At 64.4% G+C, this 20019-nt stretch carries 19 protein-coding genes; 5 read left to right on the forward strand and 14 right to left on the reverse strand.

Going from position 1 to position 20019, the window contains the following annotated elements; all coding sequences use genetic code 11:
• Positions 1-5: 5 nt before the first annotated feature.
• From AC3EDY_RS01975 to ahcY, 5 genes are all read right to left on the reverse strand, one after another.
• Positions 6-740 carry a nucleotidyltransferase family protein gene (locus AC3EDY_RS01975; RefSeq protein ID WP_488570758.1) on the reverse strand — a complete coding sequence of 245 codons (735 nt, stop codon included), beginning with the start codon at positions 738-740 and terminating at the stop codon, positions 6-8.
• On the reverse strand, positions 737-1729 hold the full coding sequence (locus AC3EDY_RS01980) for an aminoglycoside phosphotransferase family protein (RefSeq protein ID WP_488570759.1): 993 nt from the start codon (positions 1727-1729) through the stop codon (positions 737-739). Before AC3EDY_RS01980 ends, AC3EDY_RS01975 begins: the two co-directional genes overlap by 4 nt.
• Positions 1726-2169, reverse strand: a complete 444-nt coding sequence (gene tsaE / locus AC3EDY_RS01985; protein WP_488570852.1) for a tRNA (adenosine(37)-N6)-threonylcarbamoyltransferase complex ATPase subunit type 1 TsaE — start codon at positions 2167-2169, stop codon at positions 1726-1728. The genes AC3EDY_RS01980 and tsaE overlap by 4 nt, the downstream gene beginning before the upstream one ends.
• Positions 2169-4526: a sensor histidine kinase gene (locus AC3EDY_RS01990; RefSeq protein WP_488570760.1), complete on the reverse strand. Its 2358-nt coding sequence runs from the start codon at positions 4524-4526 to the stop codon at positions 2169-2171. Before AC3EDY_RS01990 ends, tsaE begins: the two co-directional genes overlap by 1 nt.
• 154 nt (positions 4527-4680) lie before the next feature.
• Positions 4681-6087, reverse strand: coding sequence for an adenosylhomocysteinase (gene ahcY / locus AC3EDY_RS01995; RefSeq protein ID WP_488570761.1), 1407 nt, complete (start codon positions 6085-6087; stop codon positions 4681-4683).
• Positions 6088-6359: 272 nt separating this feature from the next.
• Here ahcY and AC3EDY_RS02000 point away from each other — a divergent pair, with 272 nt between their 5' ends.
• Complete coding sequence (locus AC3EDY_RS02000; RefSeq protein ID WP_488570762.1) at positions 6360-6839, forward strand: redoxin family protein; 480 nt, start codon at positions 6360-6362, stop codon at positions 6837-6839.
• A gap of 62 nt (positions 6840-6901) precedes the next feature.
• Here AC3EDY_RS02000 and folE read toward each other — a convergent pair whose 3' ends face one another.
• The 3 genes from folE to AC3EDY_RS02015 all read right to left on the reverse strand — a co-directional run bounded on the left by folE (position 6902) and on the right by AC3EDY_RS02015 (position 9493).
• Positions 6902-7528, reverse strand: coding sequence for a GTP cyclohydrolase I FolE (folE, locus tag AC3EDY_RS02005; protein WP_488570763.1), 627 nt, complete (start codon positions 7526-7528; stop codon positions 6902-6904).
• A 13-nt stretch (positions 7529-7541) separates the two neighbouring features.
• Positions 7542-9092 carry a phospholipase D-like domain-containing protein gene (locus tag AC3EDY_RS02010; protein WP_488570764.1) on the reverse strand — a complete coding sequence of 517 codons (1551 nt, stop codon included), beginning with the start codon at positions 9090-9092 and terminating at the stop codon, positions 7542-7544.
• Positions 9093-9190: 98 nt separating this feature from the next.
• Positions 9191-9493, reverse strand: coding sequence for an FtsB family cell division protein (locus tag AC3EDY_RS02015; protein WP_488570765.1), 303 nt, complete (start codon positions 9491-9493; stop codon positions 9191-9193).
• Between the two features lie 311 nt (positions 9494-9804).
• Between AC3EDY_RS02015 and AC3EDY_RS02020 the strand changes: the two genes are divergently transcribed.
• The 3 genes from AC3EDY_RS02020 to AC3EDY_RS02030 are packed head-to-tail and all read left to right on the forward strand — an operon-like array spanning position 9805 to position 13132.
• Entirely contained in the window at positions 9805-11865 is a 2061-nt protein-coding gene (locus tag AC3EDY_RS02020) for a TadE/TadG family type IV pilus assembly protein (RefSeq protein WP_488570766.1), read from the forward strand.
• A 53-nt stretch (positions 11866-11918) separates the two neighbouring features.
• Positions 11919-12464: a TadE/TadG family type IV pilus assembly protein gene (locus AC3EDY_RS02025; protein WP_488570767.1), complete on the forward strand. Its 546-nt coding sequence runs from the start codon at positions 11919-11921 to the stop codon at positions 12462-12464.
• Positions 12458-13132, forward strand: a complete 675-nt coding sequence (locus tag AC3EDY_RS02030) for a TadE/TadG family type IV pilus assembly protein (RefSeq protein ID WP_488570768.1) — start codon at positions 12458-12460, stop codon at positions 13130-13132. The genes AC3EDY_RS02025 and AC3EDY_RS02030 overlap by 7 nt, the downstream gene beginning before the upstream one ends.
• 12 nt (positions 13133-13144) lie before the next feature.
• Here the strand turns inward: AC3EDY_RS02030 and AC3EDY_RS02035 are convergent, their stop codons facing one another.
• Together AC3EDY_RS02035 and AC3EDY_RS02040 are read right to left on the reverse strand one after the other, a co-directional pair.
• Positions 13145-14221, reverse strand: coding sequence for a zinc-binding metallopeptidase family protein (locus AC3EDY_RS02035; RefSeq protein ID WP_488570769.1), 1077 nt, complete (start codon positions 14219-14221; stop codon positions 13145-13147).
• A gap of 130 nt (positions 14222-14351) precedes the next feature.
• Complete coding sequence (locus AC3EDY_RS02040) at positions 14352-14567, reverse strand: hypothetical protein (RefSeq protein ID WP_488570770.1); 216 nt, start codon at positions 14565-14567, stop codon at positions 14352-14354.
• A 79-nt stretch (positions 14568-14646) separates the two neighbouring features.
• On the opposite strand from AC3EDY_RS02040, the gene AC3EDY_RS02045 reads away from it, so the two are divergent.
• Positions 14647-14805 (forward strand): hypothetical protein, encoded by a 159-nt coding sequence (locus AC3EDY_RS02045; protein WP_488570771.1) that lies wholly within the window; start codon positions 14647-14649, stop codon positions 14803-14805.
• Between the two features lie 11 nt (positions 14806-14816).
• Here AC3EDY_RS02045 and AC3EDY_RS02050 read toward each other — a convergent pair whose 3' ends face one another.
• From AC3EDY_RS02050 to AC3EDY_RS02065, 4 genes are all read right to left on the reverse strand, one after another.
• Positions 14817-17069 (reverse strand): CHASE2 domain-containing protein, encoded by a 2253-nt coding sequence (locus tag AC3EDY_RS02050; protein WP_488570772.1) that lies wholly within the window; start codon positions 17067-17069, stop codon positions 14817-14819.
• Positions 17066-18286: a FecR family protein gene (locus AC3EDY_RS02055; RefSeq protein WP_488570773.1), complete on the reverse strand. Its 1221-nt coding sequence runs from the start codon at positions 18284-18286 to the stop codon at positions 17066-17068. The genes AC3EDY_RS02050 and AC3EDY_RS02055 overlap by 4 nt, the downstream gene beginning before the upstream one ends.
• Before the next feature lie 142 nt (positions 18287-18428).
• Positions 18429-19115, reverse strand: a complete 687-nt coding sequence (locus tag AC3EDY_RS02060; RefSeq protein ID WP_488570774.1) for a response regulator transcription factor — start codon at positions 19113-19115, stop codon at positions 18429-18431.
• 127 nt (positions 19116-19242) lie between these two features.
• Positions 19243-19968: a TetR/AcrR family transcriptional regulator gene (locus AC3EDY_RS02065; RefSeq protein ID WP_488570775.1), complete on the reverse strand. Its 726-nt coding sequence runs from the start codon at positions 19966-19968 to the stop codon at positions 19243-19245.
• Positions 19969-20019 lie beyond the last annotated feature (51 nt).

A 20019-nucleotide genomic window follows, 5' to 3' on the forward strand; every position in this document is an offset into this window, starting at 1 on the left:
GGCCATCAGGAATGCGTCAACGCGGCCTGGGTAGGCGCGATCATTTCAGGCGCGCCGACTTCATACCACAACCCCGTGTGCGGCAGTCCGTAAAGGCGCCCTTCCGCAATCGCCCGGTCCCACAGGCGCCCGGTGGAAAAGCTGCCCTGCGGCGGATCGCGCAGCAGGCGCCGCGATACGATCTGGATGCCGGTGAAGATGTAAGGTGCCACCCGGCCGGCGGCGCGGCGCGAAACCACGCCCATCTGATCGATATGGAAATCGCCCAGCCCGGTATAGTTGAACGCCCGGGCGTGGCTGACCAGCAGCAGCAGCGCGTCCATGCGGTCCTCGTCCCAGAAATCGCCCAGCGCGGCGAAAGCGTTGCGCGGACCATCGAGCCAGATATTGTCGCTGTTGAGACAGAAGAACGTGTCGCGGTCGATCAGCGGCAAGGCCTTGATCAACCCGCCGCCGGTTTCCAGCAATTGCGCGCGCTCGTCGGAAACCAGAACGCTGGGCATCCGACGGGAGCGTACGTGCGCTTCGAGCTGATCGGCCAGGTAGTGGACGTTGACCACCGCCCGGCTGACGCCCGCTTCGGCGAGTTTGTCGAGCGCGTGGTCGATCAGGGCCTTTCCGGCCACGCGCACCAGCGGTTTGGGCCGCGTCACGGTCAGCGGCCGCATGCGCTTGCCGATCCCCGCGGCCAGCACCATGGCCGTGTCGGAAACCAGCGCCTTTCGCGCATCGCTGTTCATGCCGCGAAAGTTCCGCCAAGGCAGCCAGCCGGATCGCGCAGCTCTGCCGGAATGTTGGCATCGAACCAGTCCGCCACCGGAGCCAGCGCGGGATGGGCCAGATCGCGTTCCAGCATCGCCCAGACCCGGGGGATGTAGTCGAGATAGCGCGGCTTGCCGTCGCGCTTCCACAAGCGCACGAAGATGCCCACGATCTTGGCGTTGCGCTGCGCGCCCAGCCGCGCATAGTCTGCCAGGAAATCGCCCTCCGGCTGCACTTTCGACAGGTAATAGTCGAACATCCGCGCTTCCAGTTCGGGTGAAACCGTGCGCCGGGCATCCTGCAGCAACGAGACCAGATCATAGGCCTGATGGCCAGCCAGCGCATCCTGGAAATCGAGCAGACCCTGGGCATCGAGCCCGCCCAGCAGCATGATGTTTTCGGCATGATAATCGCGCAGCACGGTCACGCCGGGGCGTTGCGCCGGCAGCAGCGGGCGAAGCACCTGTTCCCACGCGCCCTGCCAGCCGGCACCATCGACGTAAAGGCCCCTTGCCGGACAGAACCAATCGATGAACAGGCGCGCTTCGCGCAGATATTCGGCCATGCCATAGGCCGTGAACGGCCCGGCTGGCAGGCGCGCAAGCTGCACCAGCGTGTCGATGGCGGCGCGATAGACCGCTTCTTCGTCCTGCGGCCAGGCATCGACATATTCCCGCATGCGCACAGTACCGAAGTCTTCCAGCAGGACCCACCCCTGCGCCGCATCATCGGCCAGGATCTGCGGTGCGCGCAGGCCGTTGCCATCCAGCCAGCGCGCCGCGCGGAGGAAAGGCTGCGGGTCTTCCTGCGGCGGTGGCGCATGCATGAGCATGGCCGTGCCATCGCCGCGCCGCACGCGAAAATAGCGGCGGAACGAAGCATCGCCGGGCAGAGGATCGATCATGGCGCCCGCCCAGCCCGCACGGGCCAGAAAGGCATCGATTCCGGCAGGAAGATCGCTGGTCATGGCAGCCGCTCTAACCATCCCTTGCCGGGCAAGACAATGGCCCGCCGCCCGTTTTCCGCGATTTCCAGACGCAGCGTCAGGCAATCGGCCTCGTGCGCGAAACCGCCGGCTTGATCCGGCCATTCGGCAATCAACACAGCGTCCTGGCGATAGTCGTCCAGCCCGATTTCCGCCGCCTCTGCCGGGTCTTGCAGGCGATAGAAATCGGCATGGACCACCGGCAGTCGAACCAGCGGCGGATCATAGGTTTCGATAATCGTAAAACTGGGCGACGGCACCTCGCCCTCGTGCCCCAGCGCGCGCAGCAAAGCGCGGGCCAGCGTGGTCTTGCCAACGCCCAGTGTTCCCTCCAGCGCCACGACATCGCCCGCGCGCAGCCGTGTGGCGATCCGGCCGGCAAGCGCCGCCGTGGCGGCCAGATCGGGAAGCGGAAGCGCCATCATGGCAGCGTCACGATGGCACTGGTGCCGATACCAGGTTCGGAAACCAGCTCGAACTGCCCGCCATGGGCATCGATCAGCTGGCGCACCAATGGCAGGCCAAGCCCCTGGCGCCGTTCCGCGGTGCGGCCATCGGCAGCGATCTTCAGCCCTTCCATCGCGCGGGCCAGGGCTGCCGGGTCCATGCCCCGGCCATTGTCGGAAATCACCACGCGCAAATCATGCGCGCGGCGCGTGCATTCCACCAGAATGCGCCCGCCGCCGGGCGTGGCGGCGATCGCATTGTCGATCAACTGGCCGAACACGCGGCGCAACCGGCGCGCGTCTCCCGTCACCTTGCCCACAGCCGTGCTTCCCCGCAGATCGAGCGTGAGACCTGCATGGCCGATCCGGTCTGCCCGTTCGCGCACGACATCGGCCAGAAGCGGGAACATATCCACCGGATCGCGCGCGAGGGGCAGCATGCCGGCCTCGCTCTGCGACAGATCGAGGACGTTCTCGATCTGCTCGCCAAGCCGTTCGACCGAGGAAAGGATCGCCGCGACATAATCGCGCGCTTGCGGCGTCAATTCGCCTGCCAGCCCGGATTGCAGCATTTCGGCAAAGCCGCCGATGGAATTGAGCGGATTGCGGAATTCATAGCTCATATTGGCGATGAACCGCGTTTTCACGGCGTCCGCCTCCATCAAGGCGGCGTTGCGTTCACGCAGCGCGGCTTCGGCCTTCTGCGAATCCGTGATGTCGAGCACGGTGAGCAGGCCATTGCCATCGGGCAGCGGCACGCCAGCGAATTCGAGATGCCGCCCATCGGCCAGCGCCAGGCGGCCCGTGGTCTGCTTGCGCTCCAGCGTGGCGGCCTGAATCACCTGGCCGATGGCGCCAACCTGTGCCGGGCGCCGCAGCAGCCCGGCCAGCCGTTTGAGCAAGGCATCGGCCCGCGGATGCGTAGCCAGGAATTCCTCGTCCAGCGCCCAATCGTGAATGAAGCGGCGGTTCCACAATTGCAGGCGGCTGTCCGGCCCGAACACGGCCAGCGATTCGAACAGGTTGTCGAAAGTGGCGGTGCGGGTGCGCAACAGCGTATCGCGCGTGGCGGAAAGCTGCAGTTGCTCGGTCTGGTCTTCGAAAATCAGCAACAGCCCGCCATCGGGCATAGGCTGTCCCACCACGCGCAAGTGGGTGCCGTCATGGAGATGCCAGGGCTCTTCCCGTGGCTCGCGCGCCAGGAACCAGGCCTGGCGCTCGCGCCGCCATTCCGGGAAGTCGCGCACTTCGGGCAGCCGGCCGCCGTCGCGCAGCCGATCGAGCACGCGGTCGAACGGGGGGGTATCGTTGACCCAGGCGGTGTTGATGCCGAAAATGCGCAGGAAATGCTGGTTGGCAAAGACCAGGTTGCGGCCGGCGTCGAACTGGGCAATTCCGGCCGAGAGCGTATCGAGCATCTGGCGCTGCGCGTCGCGGAAGCGGCGGAACTGCCGGGTCAACTCCTCCATCTGCTCGATATCGACGGCATAGCCCGCCACGCCTTCACCGGCGATGGGCAGATCGCTGACCCGCATGGTGCGGCGCTGGCCGTTGATCGTGGCCGATACCACCCGTTCGGCCGGCCGGCGCTGGGCGAAGACATCGGCGGCAATGTGCGCCGCGCTCAATCCGTCGACCGGCTCTACCAGTTCGATCCCCTTGTCAACGACGTCGGCCGCACTTGCCGCGCCCACCGCGCGCACATAGGCGGTGTTGACCAGACGCAGCCGCATGGCCGGATCGCGAAACCACATAGGCAGCGGCGCGGCTTCGATCAGGCCGGCCAGCCCGGAAAAGTCGGCATGGGCCTGCGCCGCCTCGGCCCGCAGCGCGCGAATTTCGGCCACGCTGTCGCTTGCATCGAAAAACCACAGCAAGGCCGAGCCGCCCGGCGCGATGCGGGGATCGGCAAGGTTGCCGCGCACTGCCAGGGCAGTCGCGCCGCTGCGCGGCACCAGGGACAGCGCGAGAGGCGACGCGGTTTTCTGCGTGTGGCGCACGGCCTGGGTCAGATGGGCGACCGTTTCCGCATCCAGCCCCCGGCCTTCTCCGGCGTCAAGTTCGGTCAGGTAACCGGGCATGGCATCGAGCCCCATCCAGCCGGCCAGGCGGGAGGACCCTTCGATCCGCCCGTCGGCCCGCACCAGCAGGGGCAGCGCCGGGGCCTCGTCGACCATGCGGGCCAGTTTGCGGGCCAGCCGCTCGGCCTGTTCGGCCCGCCGCATGCGGGCGCGGGCGGCCAATACCGCCCAGGCAGCGGCCAGCGTCCAGCCGGCCAGCAGCAATGCCACGGCAACGGTCATGGCATCGGCAGCGGGCGAATGGGGCAACATCACGCCATGGCTAGGCCGCAACCGGCCGAAACACAACCGGGCGTACAGAGAATTTGGCCCGATTGCGCGGCGCTGCGGCACGGCGAAACGCCCCGCATCGGTAAGGATGCGGGGCGCTGGTGACCGGGGCGGCTGCCCAGGTGATCAATTGCGATCAATAACGATAGTGGTCCGGCTTGAACGGGCCTTGCGGGGTGACGCCGATATAGCTGGCCTGCTTGTCGCTCAAGGTGGTGAGCTTCACGCCCAGCTTTTCAAGGTGCAGCGCGGCCACCTTTTCGTCGAGATGCTTGGGCAGCACATAGACTTCGTTCCGGTATTGCTCGCTCTTGGTGAACAATTCGATCTGGGCCAGGGTTTGGTTGGTGAAGCTGGCGCTCATCACGAAGCTGGGGTGGCCGGTGGCGCAGCCCAGATTGACCAGACGGCCCTTGGCAAGCACGATGATCTGCTTGCCATCGGGAAATTCGACCAGGTCGGTGCCTGGTTTCACTTCGGTCCACTTGTAGTTCGAGAGGGCCGAAATCTGGATTTCGCTGTCGAAGTGGCCGATGTTGCACACGATGCTCATGGGTTTCATGGCCTTCATGTGTTCGGCCGTGATCACGTCTTCGTTGCCGGTGGCAGTGACGAAGATATCGGCGCGGGTGACGGCGTCTTCCATCGTCACCACTTCATAGCCTTCCATTGCGGCCTGGAGCGCGCAGATCGGATCGATTTCCGTTACCATCACGCGCGCGCCACCGTTGCGCAGCGACGCGGCCGAACCCTTGCCCACATCGCCGAAACCGGCAACGCAGGCCACCTTGCCCGCCAGCATCACGTCGGTGGCACGGCGAATCGCATCGACCAGCGATTCCTTGCAGCCATAGAGATTGTCGAACTTCGACTTGGTGACGGAGTCGTTCACGTTGATCGCCGGGAACGGCAGCTTGCCTTCCCTGGCGATCTGGTACAGGCGGTGCACCCCGGTGGTGGTTTCTTCCGAAACGCCCTTGATGGCCTTCACGCTCTGCGTCAGGTAGCCCGGCTTGGCCTTGAGGAAAGCCTTGAGCGCGCGGCAGAATTCGATCTCTTCGACATTGCCCGGCTCGAACAGGTCTTCGCCCGCTTCCACGCGCGCGCCCCACAGCGCGAACATGGTGGCATCGCCGCCATCGTCGAGGATCATGTTGGCGGTATCATCGCCCCAGTCGAAAATGCGGCCGACATAGTCCCAATAGTCGGCCAGGCTCTCGCCCTTCACCGCGAAGACGGGAATGCCCCGCGCGGCGATGGCGGCCGCGGCGTGGTCCTGCGTCGAATAGATGTTGCACGTGGCCCAGCGCACGTCGGCGCCCAGCGCAACCAGGGTTTCGATCAGCACCGCGGTCTGGATCGTCATGTGCAGCGAGCCGGTGATGCGCGCGCCCTTGAGCGGCTGCGACGCGCCGAATTCCTGGCGCAACGCCATGAGTCCGGGCATTTCGGTTTCGGCAATGGCAATTTCGGCGCGGCCGAAGTCCGCCAGGCCAAGATCGGCAATTACATAATCCTTGTTGGCTTCGAGCGCGCTGGCCACGAGGTATCTCCGTTTCAATAAGCGTCTTCACGCGAAGGGGCCTGCCGCGCAGGCCCGTTGACGGGCTGCTCTTAGCCGGTCCGCCGGCGCAGGGCAATGTTTATATAAAGACTTCTTTATATCCGCCGGGTGGCCTTGCAGGCAGCACCGCGCGACAGGCGAATTTCGCCACGCCCTGCCGCCCCGGGCGGTTGCGCGGTTCGGCCCGGCACCTATATCCGGCACGCCGCCACGCCCTTGTGGCGCGCGCGACCATGGAAAGGAATTTGGGGATGACGATCACCGTTGGCGAAACCGTGCCCGATGTGAAGCTGGTCAAGGCGACGAAAGATGGCCCCGAGGCGGTGCAATCGGCCGATTATTTCAAAGGCAAGCGCGTGGCGCTGTTCTCGGTTCCCGGGGCATTCACTCCCACCTGTTCGGCCAAGCATCTGCCGGGTTACGTGGAAAAGGCGGCCGAACTCAAGGCCAAGGGTATCGACGAAATCGCCTGCACCGCCGTCAACGATGCATTCGTGATGAAAGCCTGGGGGGAAGCCAACGGTTCGTCCGACGTGACGATGCTGGCAGACGGCAATGGCGATCTTGTCAAGGCGCTTGGCCTTACCATGGACGGCACCGGCTATGGCATGGGCCTGCGCGGCCAGCGCTTTTCCGCCCTGATCAACGACGGCAAGGTGGAGCAGCTGTTCGTGGAAGCGCCGGGCGATTTCAAAGTCAGCGCCGCTGAATACCTGCTCGAGAAGCTTTGATTTTCTAGACTTGGGAATGCGCCGGCCTTTTGTGCGAAGGCCGGCGCTGTCCTTGGGCCTTATCAATAGCCCATCAGGCTCATCACTTCCTTGCGGCTGCGCGAATCCGCCAGGAAGCAGCCCAGCAACCGGCTGGTCACCATGCCGACGCCGGGTGTGCGCACGCCACGCCCCGTCATGCAGCCGTGCTGCGCCTCGATCACCACGGCCACGCCCTGGGGATGGAGATGGTCCCAGATGCACTGGGCAACCTCTGCCGTCAGGCGTTCCTGGATTTGTAGCCGGCGGGCATAGCCATGCAGCACGCGCGCCAGCTTGGAAATGCCGACGACGCGGTTCTGCGGCAGATAGGCGATCGAGGCCTTGCCGGTGATCGGCGCCATATGATGTTCGCAGTGAGACTGGAACGGGATGTCCTTCAGCACGACGATCTCGTCATAGCCACCAACTTCGGCGAACGTGCGCGTCAGGTGGATCGAAGGCTCCTCGGCATAACCCTGGCAATATTCCAGCCAGGCCCGCGCCACGCGCTTGGGCGTATCGACAAGCCCTTCGCGCGTGGGATCGTCGCCGGCCCATTCGATCAAGGTACGGATCGCCTGTTGCACGTGCGGTGGCACCGGCGCCTTGCCCCGGGCATTATCGTCGTCAGCATCATCATCTTGGCCGCAGCCAGGCAGATTGGTCATATCACCCCGTCCCTCAATCCTTTGCCGCGCGGTGACGCCGGGACCTGAACCGTGCCAGCTTGCCCCAGCCGCGTCGCCACAGCCGCCCGCGCCGATAGAACGCAAGCATTTCTTCGGGCCGCTCGGGATCGAGCGCCTCGGAATTGGCCAAGGCCAGTTCCGCCTCGGTCAACGCGCGGGGAGAAAAAGGCCGCAAGTGCCGCCCCCCTCCCTTGGCCGACTCGGCCGCAAGCGCGGTCATGCCGCCAACGCCGGCCAGAGCAGCCGCTACCCGCTCCATCGACAGTCCGCAATGCTCTGCCAGCAGGGAATGGCGCAACGCCCGGATTGCCGGCACGGCATGGGCATTGCCGGGGCGCCCGGCATCGATGAACACATCGCATTCGCTGTCGAGCCCCATCGAGCGGTTGTTCATGTTGGCCGAACCGATCCGCAGCACCATGTCGTCCACGATCATCAGCTTGGCATGGACATAGATCGGCGTGCCGCCCCGGGTGAAGGGATGCCAGATCGAAAAACGCCCTTGCAGATCGTGGCTTTTCACTGCTTCGAACAGGTGCACCCGGGCCGGGTCCATCGCCGTCTGCTCAAGCCAGCCGTCCGAAGCCTGCGGCATGACCAGCATGATTTCCGGCGGATCGGGCCGCTCCAGCCGCTCGACCAGCGCCTCTGCCACCCGGCGTGACGCGAAGTACTGGTTTTCGGCATAGATGAAATGGCGTGATGCGGCGATCTGCCGGCAGAACAGCGTTTCGATCTCGCGCACTTCGGCCATGCCGCCATAGGCGGCACGGGTGCGGGCGATGCCCACTTCCACGTCGGTGAATTGCGCGACGATGCCGTTGGGCCAGACGCTTTCGGATTGTGGCCGGCAAGGTTCGAGCGCCCGCCCGCCCGCCTGGTGCCAGCGCATCCGCGCCAGTTCGCCCAGCGCGCCGGCCACCGGCCCTTCGAGCAGCATAGTGCAATCGTGCCACGGGCCGTAGGGCTGCCCCCCCGGCCGGCGCCGGCGCGGATCGAGATCGAGATGAGCGCGCGTGTCCCATCGGTCGCCAGCCATGTCGATCCCGCCACACACGGCAAACTGATCATCGATGACGGCGATCTTCTGATGGTGGCTGCATCCCAGCGGATGAGCCGAGTCCAGCTTGAAGCCGATGCGAGGATGGCGCCACCAGCGGATCAGGTCCAACACCATCGAACCGCGCAGCAAGGATTTCAAAGCGCCGAAATTCCATTTCAGCACCAGCACGTCGAGGTTCCTGCGGCGATTGGCAAGCCAGACCACGAAAGCCCCCAGCCGCGCCGGGGCGACGCGCTTGCGCGGCAGGTTCCACCAGCGCCGCCCGTCGCCGATGAGGATGCGCGTATCGAAATCCCAGCCGATCAGATGGATGCGCTGGCGCGCGGCCAGCATCGCATCGCGCATCAGGGCAAAGTAATCGGCAGCATCCACCACAGCGTGCGCACGCGTGGCCCGCGCATAGCACCAGACACCCGGTTCCACGCTGGCTTCGTTCTCGCCACCGCTCTCGATGGCGCATTCGGCCGACGGGCGCGGCATGCTCGAAGGGGGTGCGCCTGGCCCGTCTGATGCGTTCATACCCGCGCAACGCAAGCCATGCCGGCCGGTTCCTGGCGCCTGCGTATTGGGTGGGCGCATTATTGAGCGGGCATGGCTCCCTGGCGGGGAATGACCATCTCGTCAGGATGGGCAACGTTGAGATCGGACCGCAGCAGTTCGCCCACCAGATCGGGATCGGCATGGCGTGGATCGAGCAGATCGACACGGTTCTGCAACCGGTCACGCTCCGCCGTCAGGCGCGCCACCTCTTTCTGTCGCGCTTCCAGCATATGGGCGTTTTCGCTCCACGCCAGAAGGCCGCTAGGCCCGGCAACCGCCCAGGCACCCATCAGCAGCAACGCAACGAGCGCCAGCGATTCCGTCACGCTGTTACGAGGCATTTTGAGATTGGGCCGGCGTCGTTTCATATTGTCAAGAATCATATTTGACCGGGGATTGCAAGGGCGACCCGGTACGATCGGGCAGATAAGCACGCGCCCGGGCAAGACGGTGCCGGCAACGCCGCGACTGTCGGGGCTTGGCGCCGTTAACCACCGGAACCCCGGCTCGCCGCCCGACCGCCTGTTCCCGCATGATAATCCCTTCCAAAACTTCCGCTGTCGTTAACCGGTCGGCAGCACTTGCCGATGCATGATCGGCCCGAGGCGTGGCGTCCGGTGCGCCAAGGCAGCGGGAAGGCTTGGATTTCGCTATGCGTTTCAGGTGGTTGCGTCAACGTTGGGGGCACGATGTGGGCAATGGCAGGCGCGATCACCGGGCCAGTGGCCGGCCACGCCGCCACCCCGGCGTTCTGCGCCGCCTGGCGACCGACCGGGCCGGGAACGCCCTGGCCATCGTCACGCTTACCGCTTTCATGGTGATCACCCTGGCGGGCCTGGGGACCGATATCGGGCGCGCTTACCTTACGAAAACCAGCCTGCAGAACGCTTGCGACGCCGGCGTACTCGCCGGGCGCAAGGCCATGGCAGCGTCGGGCCAATATGGCACGCTTGAGCAGGCCAAAGCCAAGAAGATGTTTGATTTCAATTTCAAGGAAGGCACCACCAACGCCAGCCAGGGGGTGCTCACCAGTACGACCGACGCCACCGGCCATGTCAACGGCACGGCCACGACGACGATGCCGACCACGATCATGAAACTGCTCGGCTATACCAGCATCCCTATCACGGTGCAGTGCAGCGCCGAATTGCAGATGGCCAATGCCGACGTGATGTTCGTGCTGGATACAACCGCATCCATGGCCTGCGCGCCGGACGGGTCAAACTGCACGAGCGGAACGGGTTCCAAGATTGCGGGTCTGCGCAGCGCAATCCGGGCGTTCTATACCACGGTGGCAACAGCCGTGACCGACAAGGACCGTACCCGCATCCGCTTTGGCTTCGTGCCGTATTCGGTAACGGTCAATGCCAGCGATCTGCTGACATCGGGCGCGATGCCATCGAACTATTTCGCCGATAGTGCGCCATATCTTGCCAGGATGGTGCAGTTCAGCACGACGCCGACAATCGCCAGCATCCCGATACAGTCTTCGGCCACTACCGAAACATACAGCTCTAACATTACACAATCGAACTGCAACAGTTATGGCAACAACCAGTATCCAACCTCAGCCTCAAATCCTGTCCAGATTGGTATATCGCCCAATCTGACCATCACTACATACTCCTTCAAATCATGGAGCAAAACATCTGGTAATGGCAGCTCCTCCCTGGGCACTTGCGTGCGTAATAAAACGGTAACCGTAACCGGACCTCAGACGCGCTATCTCGCTACTAACTATATTTTCATGAACAGTGCAATCGACGTTTCCGCGTTCAAGAGCCTGAGTCCGGTGCCACTGGCCACGGGCATCACGCTGTCCAATTTGCTCAACCAGACCACGGCCACGTATGTGACGGCCCAGCCCCCCAGCGCGGCGCCATATTATAATGCCCGACAACTGGCGTCGATGTCGGCCGCAGGCACGGCCGGAAATCTGACCACCAGCAACGTGACCTGGGCCGGTTGCCTGGAAGAGCGCGCCACGGTGAGCCAATTGTCGATGTCGCCAATTCCTTCCGGCGCGCGCGATATGGACGTGACCACCGCCCCCGATCCCAGCAACGATGCCACGCAGTGGAAACCTTATCTTTCGGCACTCAGGTTCAACATCGGTAACAATACCCTGCCTTGGACGACGACATCGGCAGGATCAGGCGAAGAGAACTACTGCCCCCAGCCAATGCGATTGTTCAGCACCGTGGACACGACTCAACCCAACACAGTACCCAGTTGGCTTGATACCTACATCAGCAGCCTGCAGGCCAACGGCAATACCTTTCATGACATCGGCATGATCTGGGGCGCGCGCCTGGGCAACCCCAACGGGATTTTTGCCAGCAACGTCAATGCGGGAGGCCTGCCTTCGGTCAGCCGTCACATCATCTTTATGACCGACGGCGACATGTATACCTTGCCCGATGCATACTCGGCGTGGGGCGTTCCCCAGTATGACGGACGCGAAGCCCCCAAATCCTCGAACCTGAACACCCTTATCAATTATCACAACAACCGCTTCGTCGCGGCCTGCACGCTGGCCAAGAACATGGGCTATACCGTCTGGCTGATTGGCTTCGGCCAGTCGTTGACCCCGCAGATGCTGGCCTGTGCCAGCACGACCGACAAGGCGTTCTATGCAGCGGACACCTCGGGACTGACCAAGACGTTCCAGTATATCGCCGGCCAGGTGGCCGATCTGCGGTTGAACAAGTGATGCGGCAAAAGCTTTCCTTGTGGGCGCGCAGTCTGCGGCATGACACCCGAGGGGTGACCGCCCTGGAATTCGCCCTGTCAGCGCCTTTGCTGCTGCTAATCATGGTCGTGCTGATCGAACTGGGGCTGGCGTTCTACCTTCAGGCAGTGCTGACCGGTACCGTCAATGCCGCGGGCCGAGCGTCTTCGATGCAAAGCGCGCAAACGACATCGAGCACCATCGATGCCCAGGTCACCAAACGCATCCATCACGTGATCCCCTGGGCAAAAGTTGGATTCAGCCGCAAGAACTACACTGACTTTACCAATATCGGCCAGCCCGAAGACTTTACCGATACCAACAAGAACGGGCAGTACGACTTGGGCGAATGCTTCAACGATGCCAATGGCAACGGCATCTGGGACGCCGACATGGGCGCAACCGGGCTGGGCGGCGCCAATGACGTCGTCCTCTATACCGTGACAGTCACTTATCGGCCGATGTTCGGACTTACCTCCATGCTCGGCCTGCCTTCCAGCATGGCAGCGAGCGCGAACACGATCATGCGCAACCAGCCTTTTGCCACGCAGACGATGCGCGCGGTGGCAAAGATATGCTAAAGCGCCTTTTGCTCCAATTTCCGCTGGGCCGTCTTTGCCGCGACAGCAGCGCGGTCACCGTCGTGGAACTCGGCGTGAGCCTGCCTTTCCTGATGGTGATTGCGCTCGGCTCCATGGAGATGGTCAACCTAGCGATCCTGCACGTGCGGCTCAACCAGTTGGCGATCTCGGTGGCCGACAATGCCTCGCGCGCGAAGCAATCGGTCGTGGGCGGCGCAGCGCTGTTTCGCGAATTTGATGTCAACCAGGTCTTTACCGGCGCCGACTTGACCGCTCGCGATCTCGATTTCGCGAAGAACGGCCGTATCATCCTTTCCAGCCTGGAAGTAAATTCGGCGGGCGGCCAATGGATCCATTGGCAGCGCTGCTGGGGAAGCAAGACCTATGTTTCGCGCTACGGCGTGCAGGGAACCGGCGCCACGGGCACGGCCTTTCCGGGCATGGGCCAGACCGGCAGCGTGGTGACCGTGGAAAAGCCCAACGCCATCATGTTTGCCGAAGTGGCCTATCGCTATCGGCCGATATTTTTCGGCACGATCTTTTCGCCGATGGTGATCCGCAAGGATGCCGCCATGTACGTGCGTGACGACCGTGACCTCACCGGCGGCAGCACTTCGAGCGACGGCGTTGCCAACCCTGCGCCGCAGATGACGCCCTCGAAGTGTTGACCGGCGCCCCGGTCAGCCTGTGCGGCTGGACACAACGGTTTCCTGAATGAAAGCCAGTTTGCCGATAATGGCCGGGGACAGGTGGAACGGATAGAGATCGGCCTGCCCCATCGCCCGGTTGACCGCGTTCATCGCAAAGGACACCGGCGCCATTTCCGCCGCCAGTGCGGCTGCATCGGCACGATAGGGATCGAAATCGACCGCCACCTGGCCATCGCCTTTTTCGCCGCCGAAGGCCGTCAGCGAAAGATCGAAACCGCGCGCGGTGGCCAGCACGTCGACGATATGCAGATAGTGGGCAAAGGTTTCGGCAAAATCCTCCCACGGATGGCTCGTGGCATAGGCGCTGACGAAATCCTCGGTCCAGGGCTGCGCCCCTCCGGCATAGTGGGCCGCCAGCGCGGCGGCATAATCGGCCCGCTCATCACCGAAAACCCCGCGAAAACGGTCCAGGCGGCCGGGATCGATCGCCACCAGACGAGACCAGAAATGATGCCCGACCTCGTGGCGGAAATGCCCCAGCAAAGTGCGATAAGGCTCTCCCATGTCGAGCCGGATCCGTTCGCGATGGGCATCGTCGGCCTCGGCCACGTCAAGCGTGATCAGGCCTTCGTCATGGCCGGTGACGATCTTCTTTTCCCCGCCGCGCATGGCGGCCGGATCATAGAGGAAATCGAAGGCCAGTCCTTGGACGCCCTCTCTTTCCCGGTCCTTGGTCTCCAGAGGCAATCCGAGGCGGATCAGGGTGTGGAACAGCCGGCGCTTGGCTTCTTCGATCCTGGCCCAGAGCGGCGGTACCGCCGGATCGGCAAGGCCGGGAATCGTGCGGTTGTGGCGGCAGGCACGGCACATGCCGTCCGGCGCATCGCGCGTGGTCAGCCAGTTGCAGATCCCGAAAGCGTTGTTGTTGGCGCAGACGACCAGATCCGCGGCGCTATCGGTTCGGTCTTTCCACGTCGTGCCTTCGTCCGCCAGATAGCGGAAGCGATCCATCGCCGGGTCATAGCCCAGCGTGGCTCCGCAATCGGGGCAGACCCGCACTTCGAAATGATTGAGACGCCGGCAACTGGGGCAGGCAAACGGGCGCATCGGCGGCTCCGGAAAGACGGCAGGAGTGCGGGCGGCTGCCCGGTCCACTACGCCGCGCGGGCCGTCTGGTTCCGGCTCCTGGCGCAAAGCCGGGGCGGGCGACGCCCTTGCGCGCCCACCCCTTGCGCGGTCATTTCAGAACAGCTTCCCGCATCATGATCGTGGTTTCGATCGAGCGGATCGCAGAGCGCGCGGCCTGCTGCGCCGGGCGCAGAACGAAGGCGTGTTCATGGCCGTTGAGGGCGGCAGGATGCAGACCACGCCAGGTTCCAGCCTGAGCGCACACCTTGCGGAAAACCTGACCGTAACGGATGCAAATCATCGACTTTAAAAAATAATTAACCATATTTTACAAGCAAGTCGCGCGCCGATGTGCGATACCGGAGGGGGATGGTCTCGGGGTATTGGCGGTGCGGACAAGGGCGGTGAATACAAATATCGAAGGGGCGTGTTTGCGGGACGGGGCGAATCGTTCCGTTGCAGAAGACCGTGGTCGCAAAATGGCTTATATCATGACAATCAACGGCTTGCTGTGGGCTGGCGTGATTACGATCGGCTGGCTGGTGCTGCATCGCATGATGTGACGCAGGTATGCTCAGGCCTTAAGCGGAAGCGCCAGGGTAAACGTGGTCCCGCGGCCTGGTGCGGTTTGGCAGGCGATCGTCCCCTGATGGCGCATCATCACCGTGCGGACGAAGCTTAGCCCGAGGCCCGCGCCGCTGGAGTCCGATCCCAGCCCTACCGGGCCGCGGGCAAACCGTTCGAATATCCGGCTCCGCAAGTCTTCGTCCATGCCACAGCCCTGATCGGCAATCGCGCAAAGGCCCCATGCGCCGCCCCCGGCGCGCCGTTCATGCGCGAGCGTGCAGGTTATGGTCGTCCCGTTGGGGCTGTATTTGATGGCATTGTCGATCACGTTGACAAGCGCGCGGGTCAGGAGCGAGCGTTCGCCCAGCACGAGCATCGGCCCCTGCCCCTCGCGCACGATCCCGATCTCGATCGCCTTGGCCCGGGATTGCGGCCAGAGATCGTCAACCGCGTCGATCAACATATCACCAAGGTCCAGCTCGTCGCGCGCGAATTCCAGATTTTCGGCCCGGGCAAGCTGCACGAAACCATCCGCAAGGCGCAGCGTGCGTTCGGCATAATGGCGAATGGCGTCTGCCTCGACCGGATGGATGCGGTCGGGCGCCGCCATTTCCAGAATCGCCAGGATCGAGGCTTGCGGCGAACGCATGTCGTGCGTCAGCAGTTGCACAACGTCTTCGCGCTGGCGCTGTGCGGCCTTTGCCTCGCTGATATCCACAAAACGGACGATCCAGCCCGCCCGCCAGCCATCGGCCTGCGTTTGCGGGGCGATACCGACGAGATAGAATTGTGTCTGGTCGCGCTGCACTTCGTACGTCGCGGGCGTGTCGACGGGCGGTGGAAAGGGCGGTGGATTGCCGCTGTCGGCCATGCTCAGAGCCATCAGCAAGTCTTGCGCCTGCGTGACGCCGGGCGCGATATCCAGTCCGAACCCGGCAAACAGCCGGTGCGCCGCCGCGTTGGCCAGCACGATGCAGCCCTGTAAATCGGCCACGAACATGGCATCGGGCAACTGGTCGAGCCGATCGGCCACGAAATGGCGCATCTCGCGGTTACGGGCAATGGCCGCGTGCAACAGGGCGAGCGTTCCGGCAACGCCCTGCCTGGCCCGCGCCGAATGCACGAGCCGCGGCACGATAGAGGGTTCGTCGTTCAGGCGTTGCAACTGCGCGCGCATGAACTGTTCGATCACCGCCAGTTGCCGCCAGCCCCACAGCGGATAGACCATGGCAAGGCCGGCGAGCGCCGCGCCAGGGGCCAGCCACAGCCGCAGCACGGTGAGGCAGAGCGCGGTGACGAGCAGCACCGCGCCGGCGCACAAAGCCACCACCACCAGCGCGGGCCAGCGGCGGAACGGCCCCAGAGCAAGCATCGCCAGCCACAGCGGAACCAGGCCGAGCGCCAGCGTGGCCGGCTGGCCGCCCGGCCGGATCATGGCCCGGCTCATCAGCCCCTGCAGCAGGTGCGCGTTGATTTCCAGCCCCGACATGACGCGCCCAGCGGGCGTCGAGTAGCGGCTGCCCAGCCCCGTTGCCGTCGCCCCCACCAGCACCACGCGATCGCGCAGCAGCGCCCGCGGCAGATGCCCGGCGAGAACCGATGCGGCCGACACTTCTTGCCAGGGGCCGCTGCCTGCGGTGAACGGCACAAGCCGCGGCCCCACCGGCAAAGGCCCCGGCGCCGGGCCAGCGGCCGCCTGCGCCGCCAGCGCCATCAGGTGGCGCGCGCGCCCGTCCGCAGCTGCCACGCTGGCCGAACGGACCACGCCATCGGTATCGGGATCGATCCCGGCATGGCCGATTCCGCTGGCCGCCCTGCGCACCGGGCCGATCGGAAAAACCGGCGCCGTTACGAAGCCGCCATCCCCGCGCATGGGCGGAATCATCGGCAGAAAGATCGGCCGCGCCGCAGCGATCGCCTGGCCCAGACGGGCATCGGTTCGGGCATCGCCGGGCTCGGTAAACAGCACGTCATAGGCAATGACCCGGGGCCGGCCGGCCTTTAGCGCATCGATCAGAGCGGCATGAGTCGCCCGGTTCCAGGGCCAGCGCCCCAGGCGGGCCAGGCTTTCGTCATCGATTCTCACCAGCAGGACCGATTGCGCCGGCGCCGGTGCGCTCAGATCGAGCAAATGATCGTAAACCGCATGGTCGAGCCGCAGCATGGTGCGATCGAGCGTGAGCACCACGACCACAGCGCTGATCGCCACCAGGATCAGCCACCATTGAGCGCGCAGGTTGCGCTGGTGGGCAAGGCTCACCAGGATGCCTCGATCCGCACGTCGTGGTAATCGCTCCACCGGGCGATCGTCCGGTCATCGACAATCTCGTTCATCAGCACCCGCCAGCGATAACGGCCGGCCGGCAGGGCAAGGCCAACAAGCATGTGACCGGAAAGATCGGGCCGGTCGATCATCGGCCGGTCCTCCTGCCCCGCCCGCGCCAGCTGGAACCGGAACGTTGCCCGGCTTTCGTGGGCCGGCTCCCAATGGAACAGATATTGTCGCACCGGGCCGTTCCAGGTCTCGTCCACCCACAGACGCAGGCCGTTTTCGCGCCGACGATCGAATTCGGCGACCGCGGGCCTGCCTTCCAGGCCATGCCCGTCGATCGCGGTGACCCGCACGAAATAGTGGCCATCGGGCACGGCGACCAATCGGGCAGCGCGTTCTGCCACGGTGGTTTCATCCAGCACTTTGAGAAACTGCGCATCACCCGCGATCTGAACGTGATAGGTCTGCGCGCCGGCGAGTGCCTGCCAGGCGAAGCGCAAGCCGGGTCCGGTTTGCGGGGCACCCGCGTCGATCCATGGCGGAGGTGCGAGCAGAGCGATCGGCGCATCGAGATCGCTGGCGGAACCATACCCGGCCGGAAGCTGCTGCATGGGCCGCCCGGCCGGATCGAACGTGACCTTGCCTTCCAGAACCTCGCTGGTCGCGCGCCGGCTTGCAGCGTCGTAACGCATCCGGAAATGAGTGCCGCGCACCGAAGTGACCGCACCGGGCGTGGCGAATTGGAACGTGCTTGTCGGGTCGGTCATCGGCGTGACGGTCGCGCTCGCCCGGCCTTGCTCGATCGCAAATAGCCTTTCGATATGGCGATCGAGAACGACTTTGCGCAGACGCTGGATCCGCACGGCAGACTGCGATGGCAGGGCGATGCTGGTCTGATCCGGCAGGGTGATGGCAAGAAACGATTTTGGCCCGGTTTCCAGCAGCATGCCCTCGCCGATCGGCATGCCCTCTTCCGCCGGGCGGCCATCGATGCGAACGGTGCCGCGCCAGCTCGATACCGTGCCGCGTATGGCCTCGCGCCTGAGCAGGACACGCGGGATCAGCAGTGTCTTGCCGATCGGCAGGCGCATCGGATCGGCCACTTGGTTGAGTTGCTGGACCGTGCGATAGGCTTCGGTGCGGACGAGATAGTCACTGGCCAGACGGAACAGGGTATCACCCGGCCGCACCCGATAGCGGATCATGTCCTCGGACGCCGCCATCGTCGGGGCGGGCGGCCGGGCCGGCCTCGCAGCCGGAGGCGCGGCAAGAACGGGCGCTGCGAACAGCGCCAGGGCCAGTCTCAAGCCCAAGCCCAAGCCCAAGCCCAGAACCGGGCGCAAGGCTTCAGTTCGCAAGCGCTTCAAGACGGTATCCATAGGCATAGATCGGCGCCAGCTTGAAGCCGTTGTCCGGCCGCAGGTTCAGCTTGGTGCGAATGTTGGAAATGTGCGCGTCGAGCGTACGGGTGGGCAGATCGGGATTGCGGCCCCATAGCGCCTCGAAAATATAGGCCCGGGACAGCGCGCGGTGCATGTTGCGAAACAGCAGGAGCGCCAGCGCAAATTCCTTTGCGGTAAGGGCCACCGGCTGCCCGTGCAGTTCCACGGTATCGGCGCGCGTATCGAACCTGTAGGGGCCGAACTGCTCGACAACCGGGATGGCGGCCGGATAGGCGCGGCGGACCAGGGCGTTGACCCGCGCCTTGAGCACGGCTGGCGCGATCGGCTTGATCACGTAATCGTCCGCACCGGCAGACAGGCCGGTCACGATGTCTTCCTCGGCCGAACGGCTGGTCAGCATCAGCGAGGGCGGTGGCACGTCCAGATTGCCCCGCATCCATTCGAGAACGGCAAGACCGCTCATGCCGGGCACGGTCCAGTCCAGGATCAGCAGATCGTAAGTCACCCGGTGGAGCGCACGCGTCAGCAGTTGTCCGTCCCCGAACACTTCGCAGCTGTGCCCCGCTTCGGCCAGGGTCATTTCCACCAGCCCCGCCAAAGCCACGTCGTCTTCCAGGATCGCTATGCGCACATCAGCCCTTTTCGCCCTGAAATCGGGTCGGTTCCCCGCCTCCATAGCAAGGCGCAGGCCCGATGGGAGATGGTAAATATGCTTTTAGCAATGTTTTACAGCATAACCGGAAAACCCGCAGCGCCGGTCAGCCCCCGGATTTGGCGATGGTGCCGGCGATCGTTCCGGCAACGGTGCCCGGGTCCCGGCCGCTGCTGCCCGGGCATCGGGCCTGGGTTGCCGGCCCATCGTCGGCCTGCCGGTCGCGCATGGCGAGGATCTGCGCCCTGAGAGACGCAAAGGCCACATCGGCAAGCCGCCGCGCTTCGGTCGGCCCGCGAATCACGTCATGCTGAAGCAAGCCCAGCGACAGCATCAGGATCATGTCGGCGATGGTGTCGCGCTGATCGTCCAGCGCATCGCCGGGCAGAAGCACTTCGACGGCGCACAGCAGCCCGGCGCGGACTCTTTGATAACATTGGTCGAAAATGCCGGCCACTGTCGGATTGCGCGCGGCTTCGGCCACGATATCGACGATCAGGAGATTGGCGCCGTCTGGATCGCCATCGAGAAAGTCGCGCAACCACTGCCACACGGCCGCCTCGTCCCGATCGGCAACGCCGCGCACGATATCGCCCTCCGTCAGAAATGCGAGGCAGTCTTCGCCTGCGATTGCCGCGATGATCGCTTCCTTGGATTCGAAATCGCGGTAGATCTGGCCTATGGCAACCGCCGATTCCTTGGCGATCTGGGCAACGCCAGTGGCATGAAAGCCGTGTTGTCTGAAAAGTTTGCGTGCCGCGCAGATAATCCTTCTGCGCCGCTCTGCCGCTTTTCCCCCCGGCAGGCACGCTGTTGCGCAATCTGCAATCATGACCAGTCTCTCTTCCCGCATTTTCCTTATTGACCGCTGGCCCCCCGGCGC

The organism is Novosphingobium sp. DS6-6, assembly GCF_057784975.1.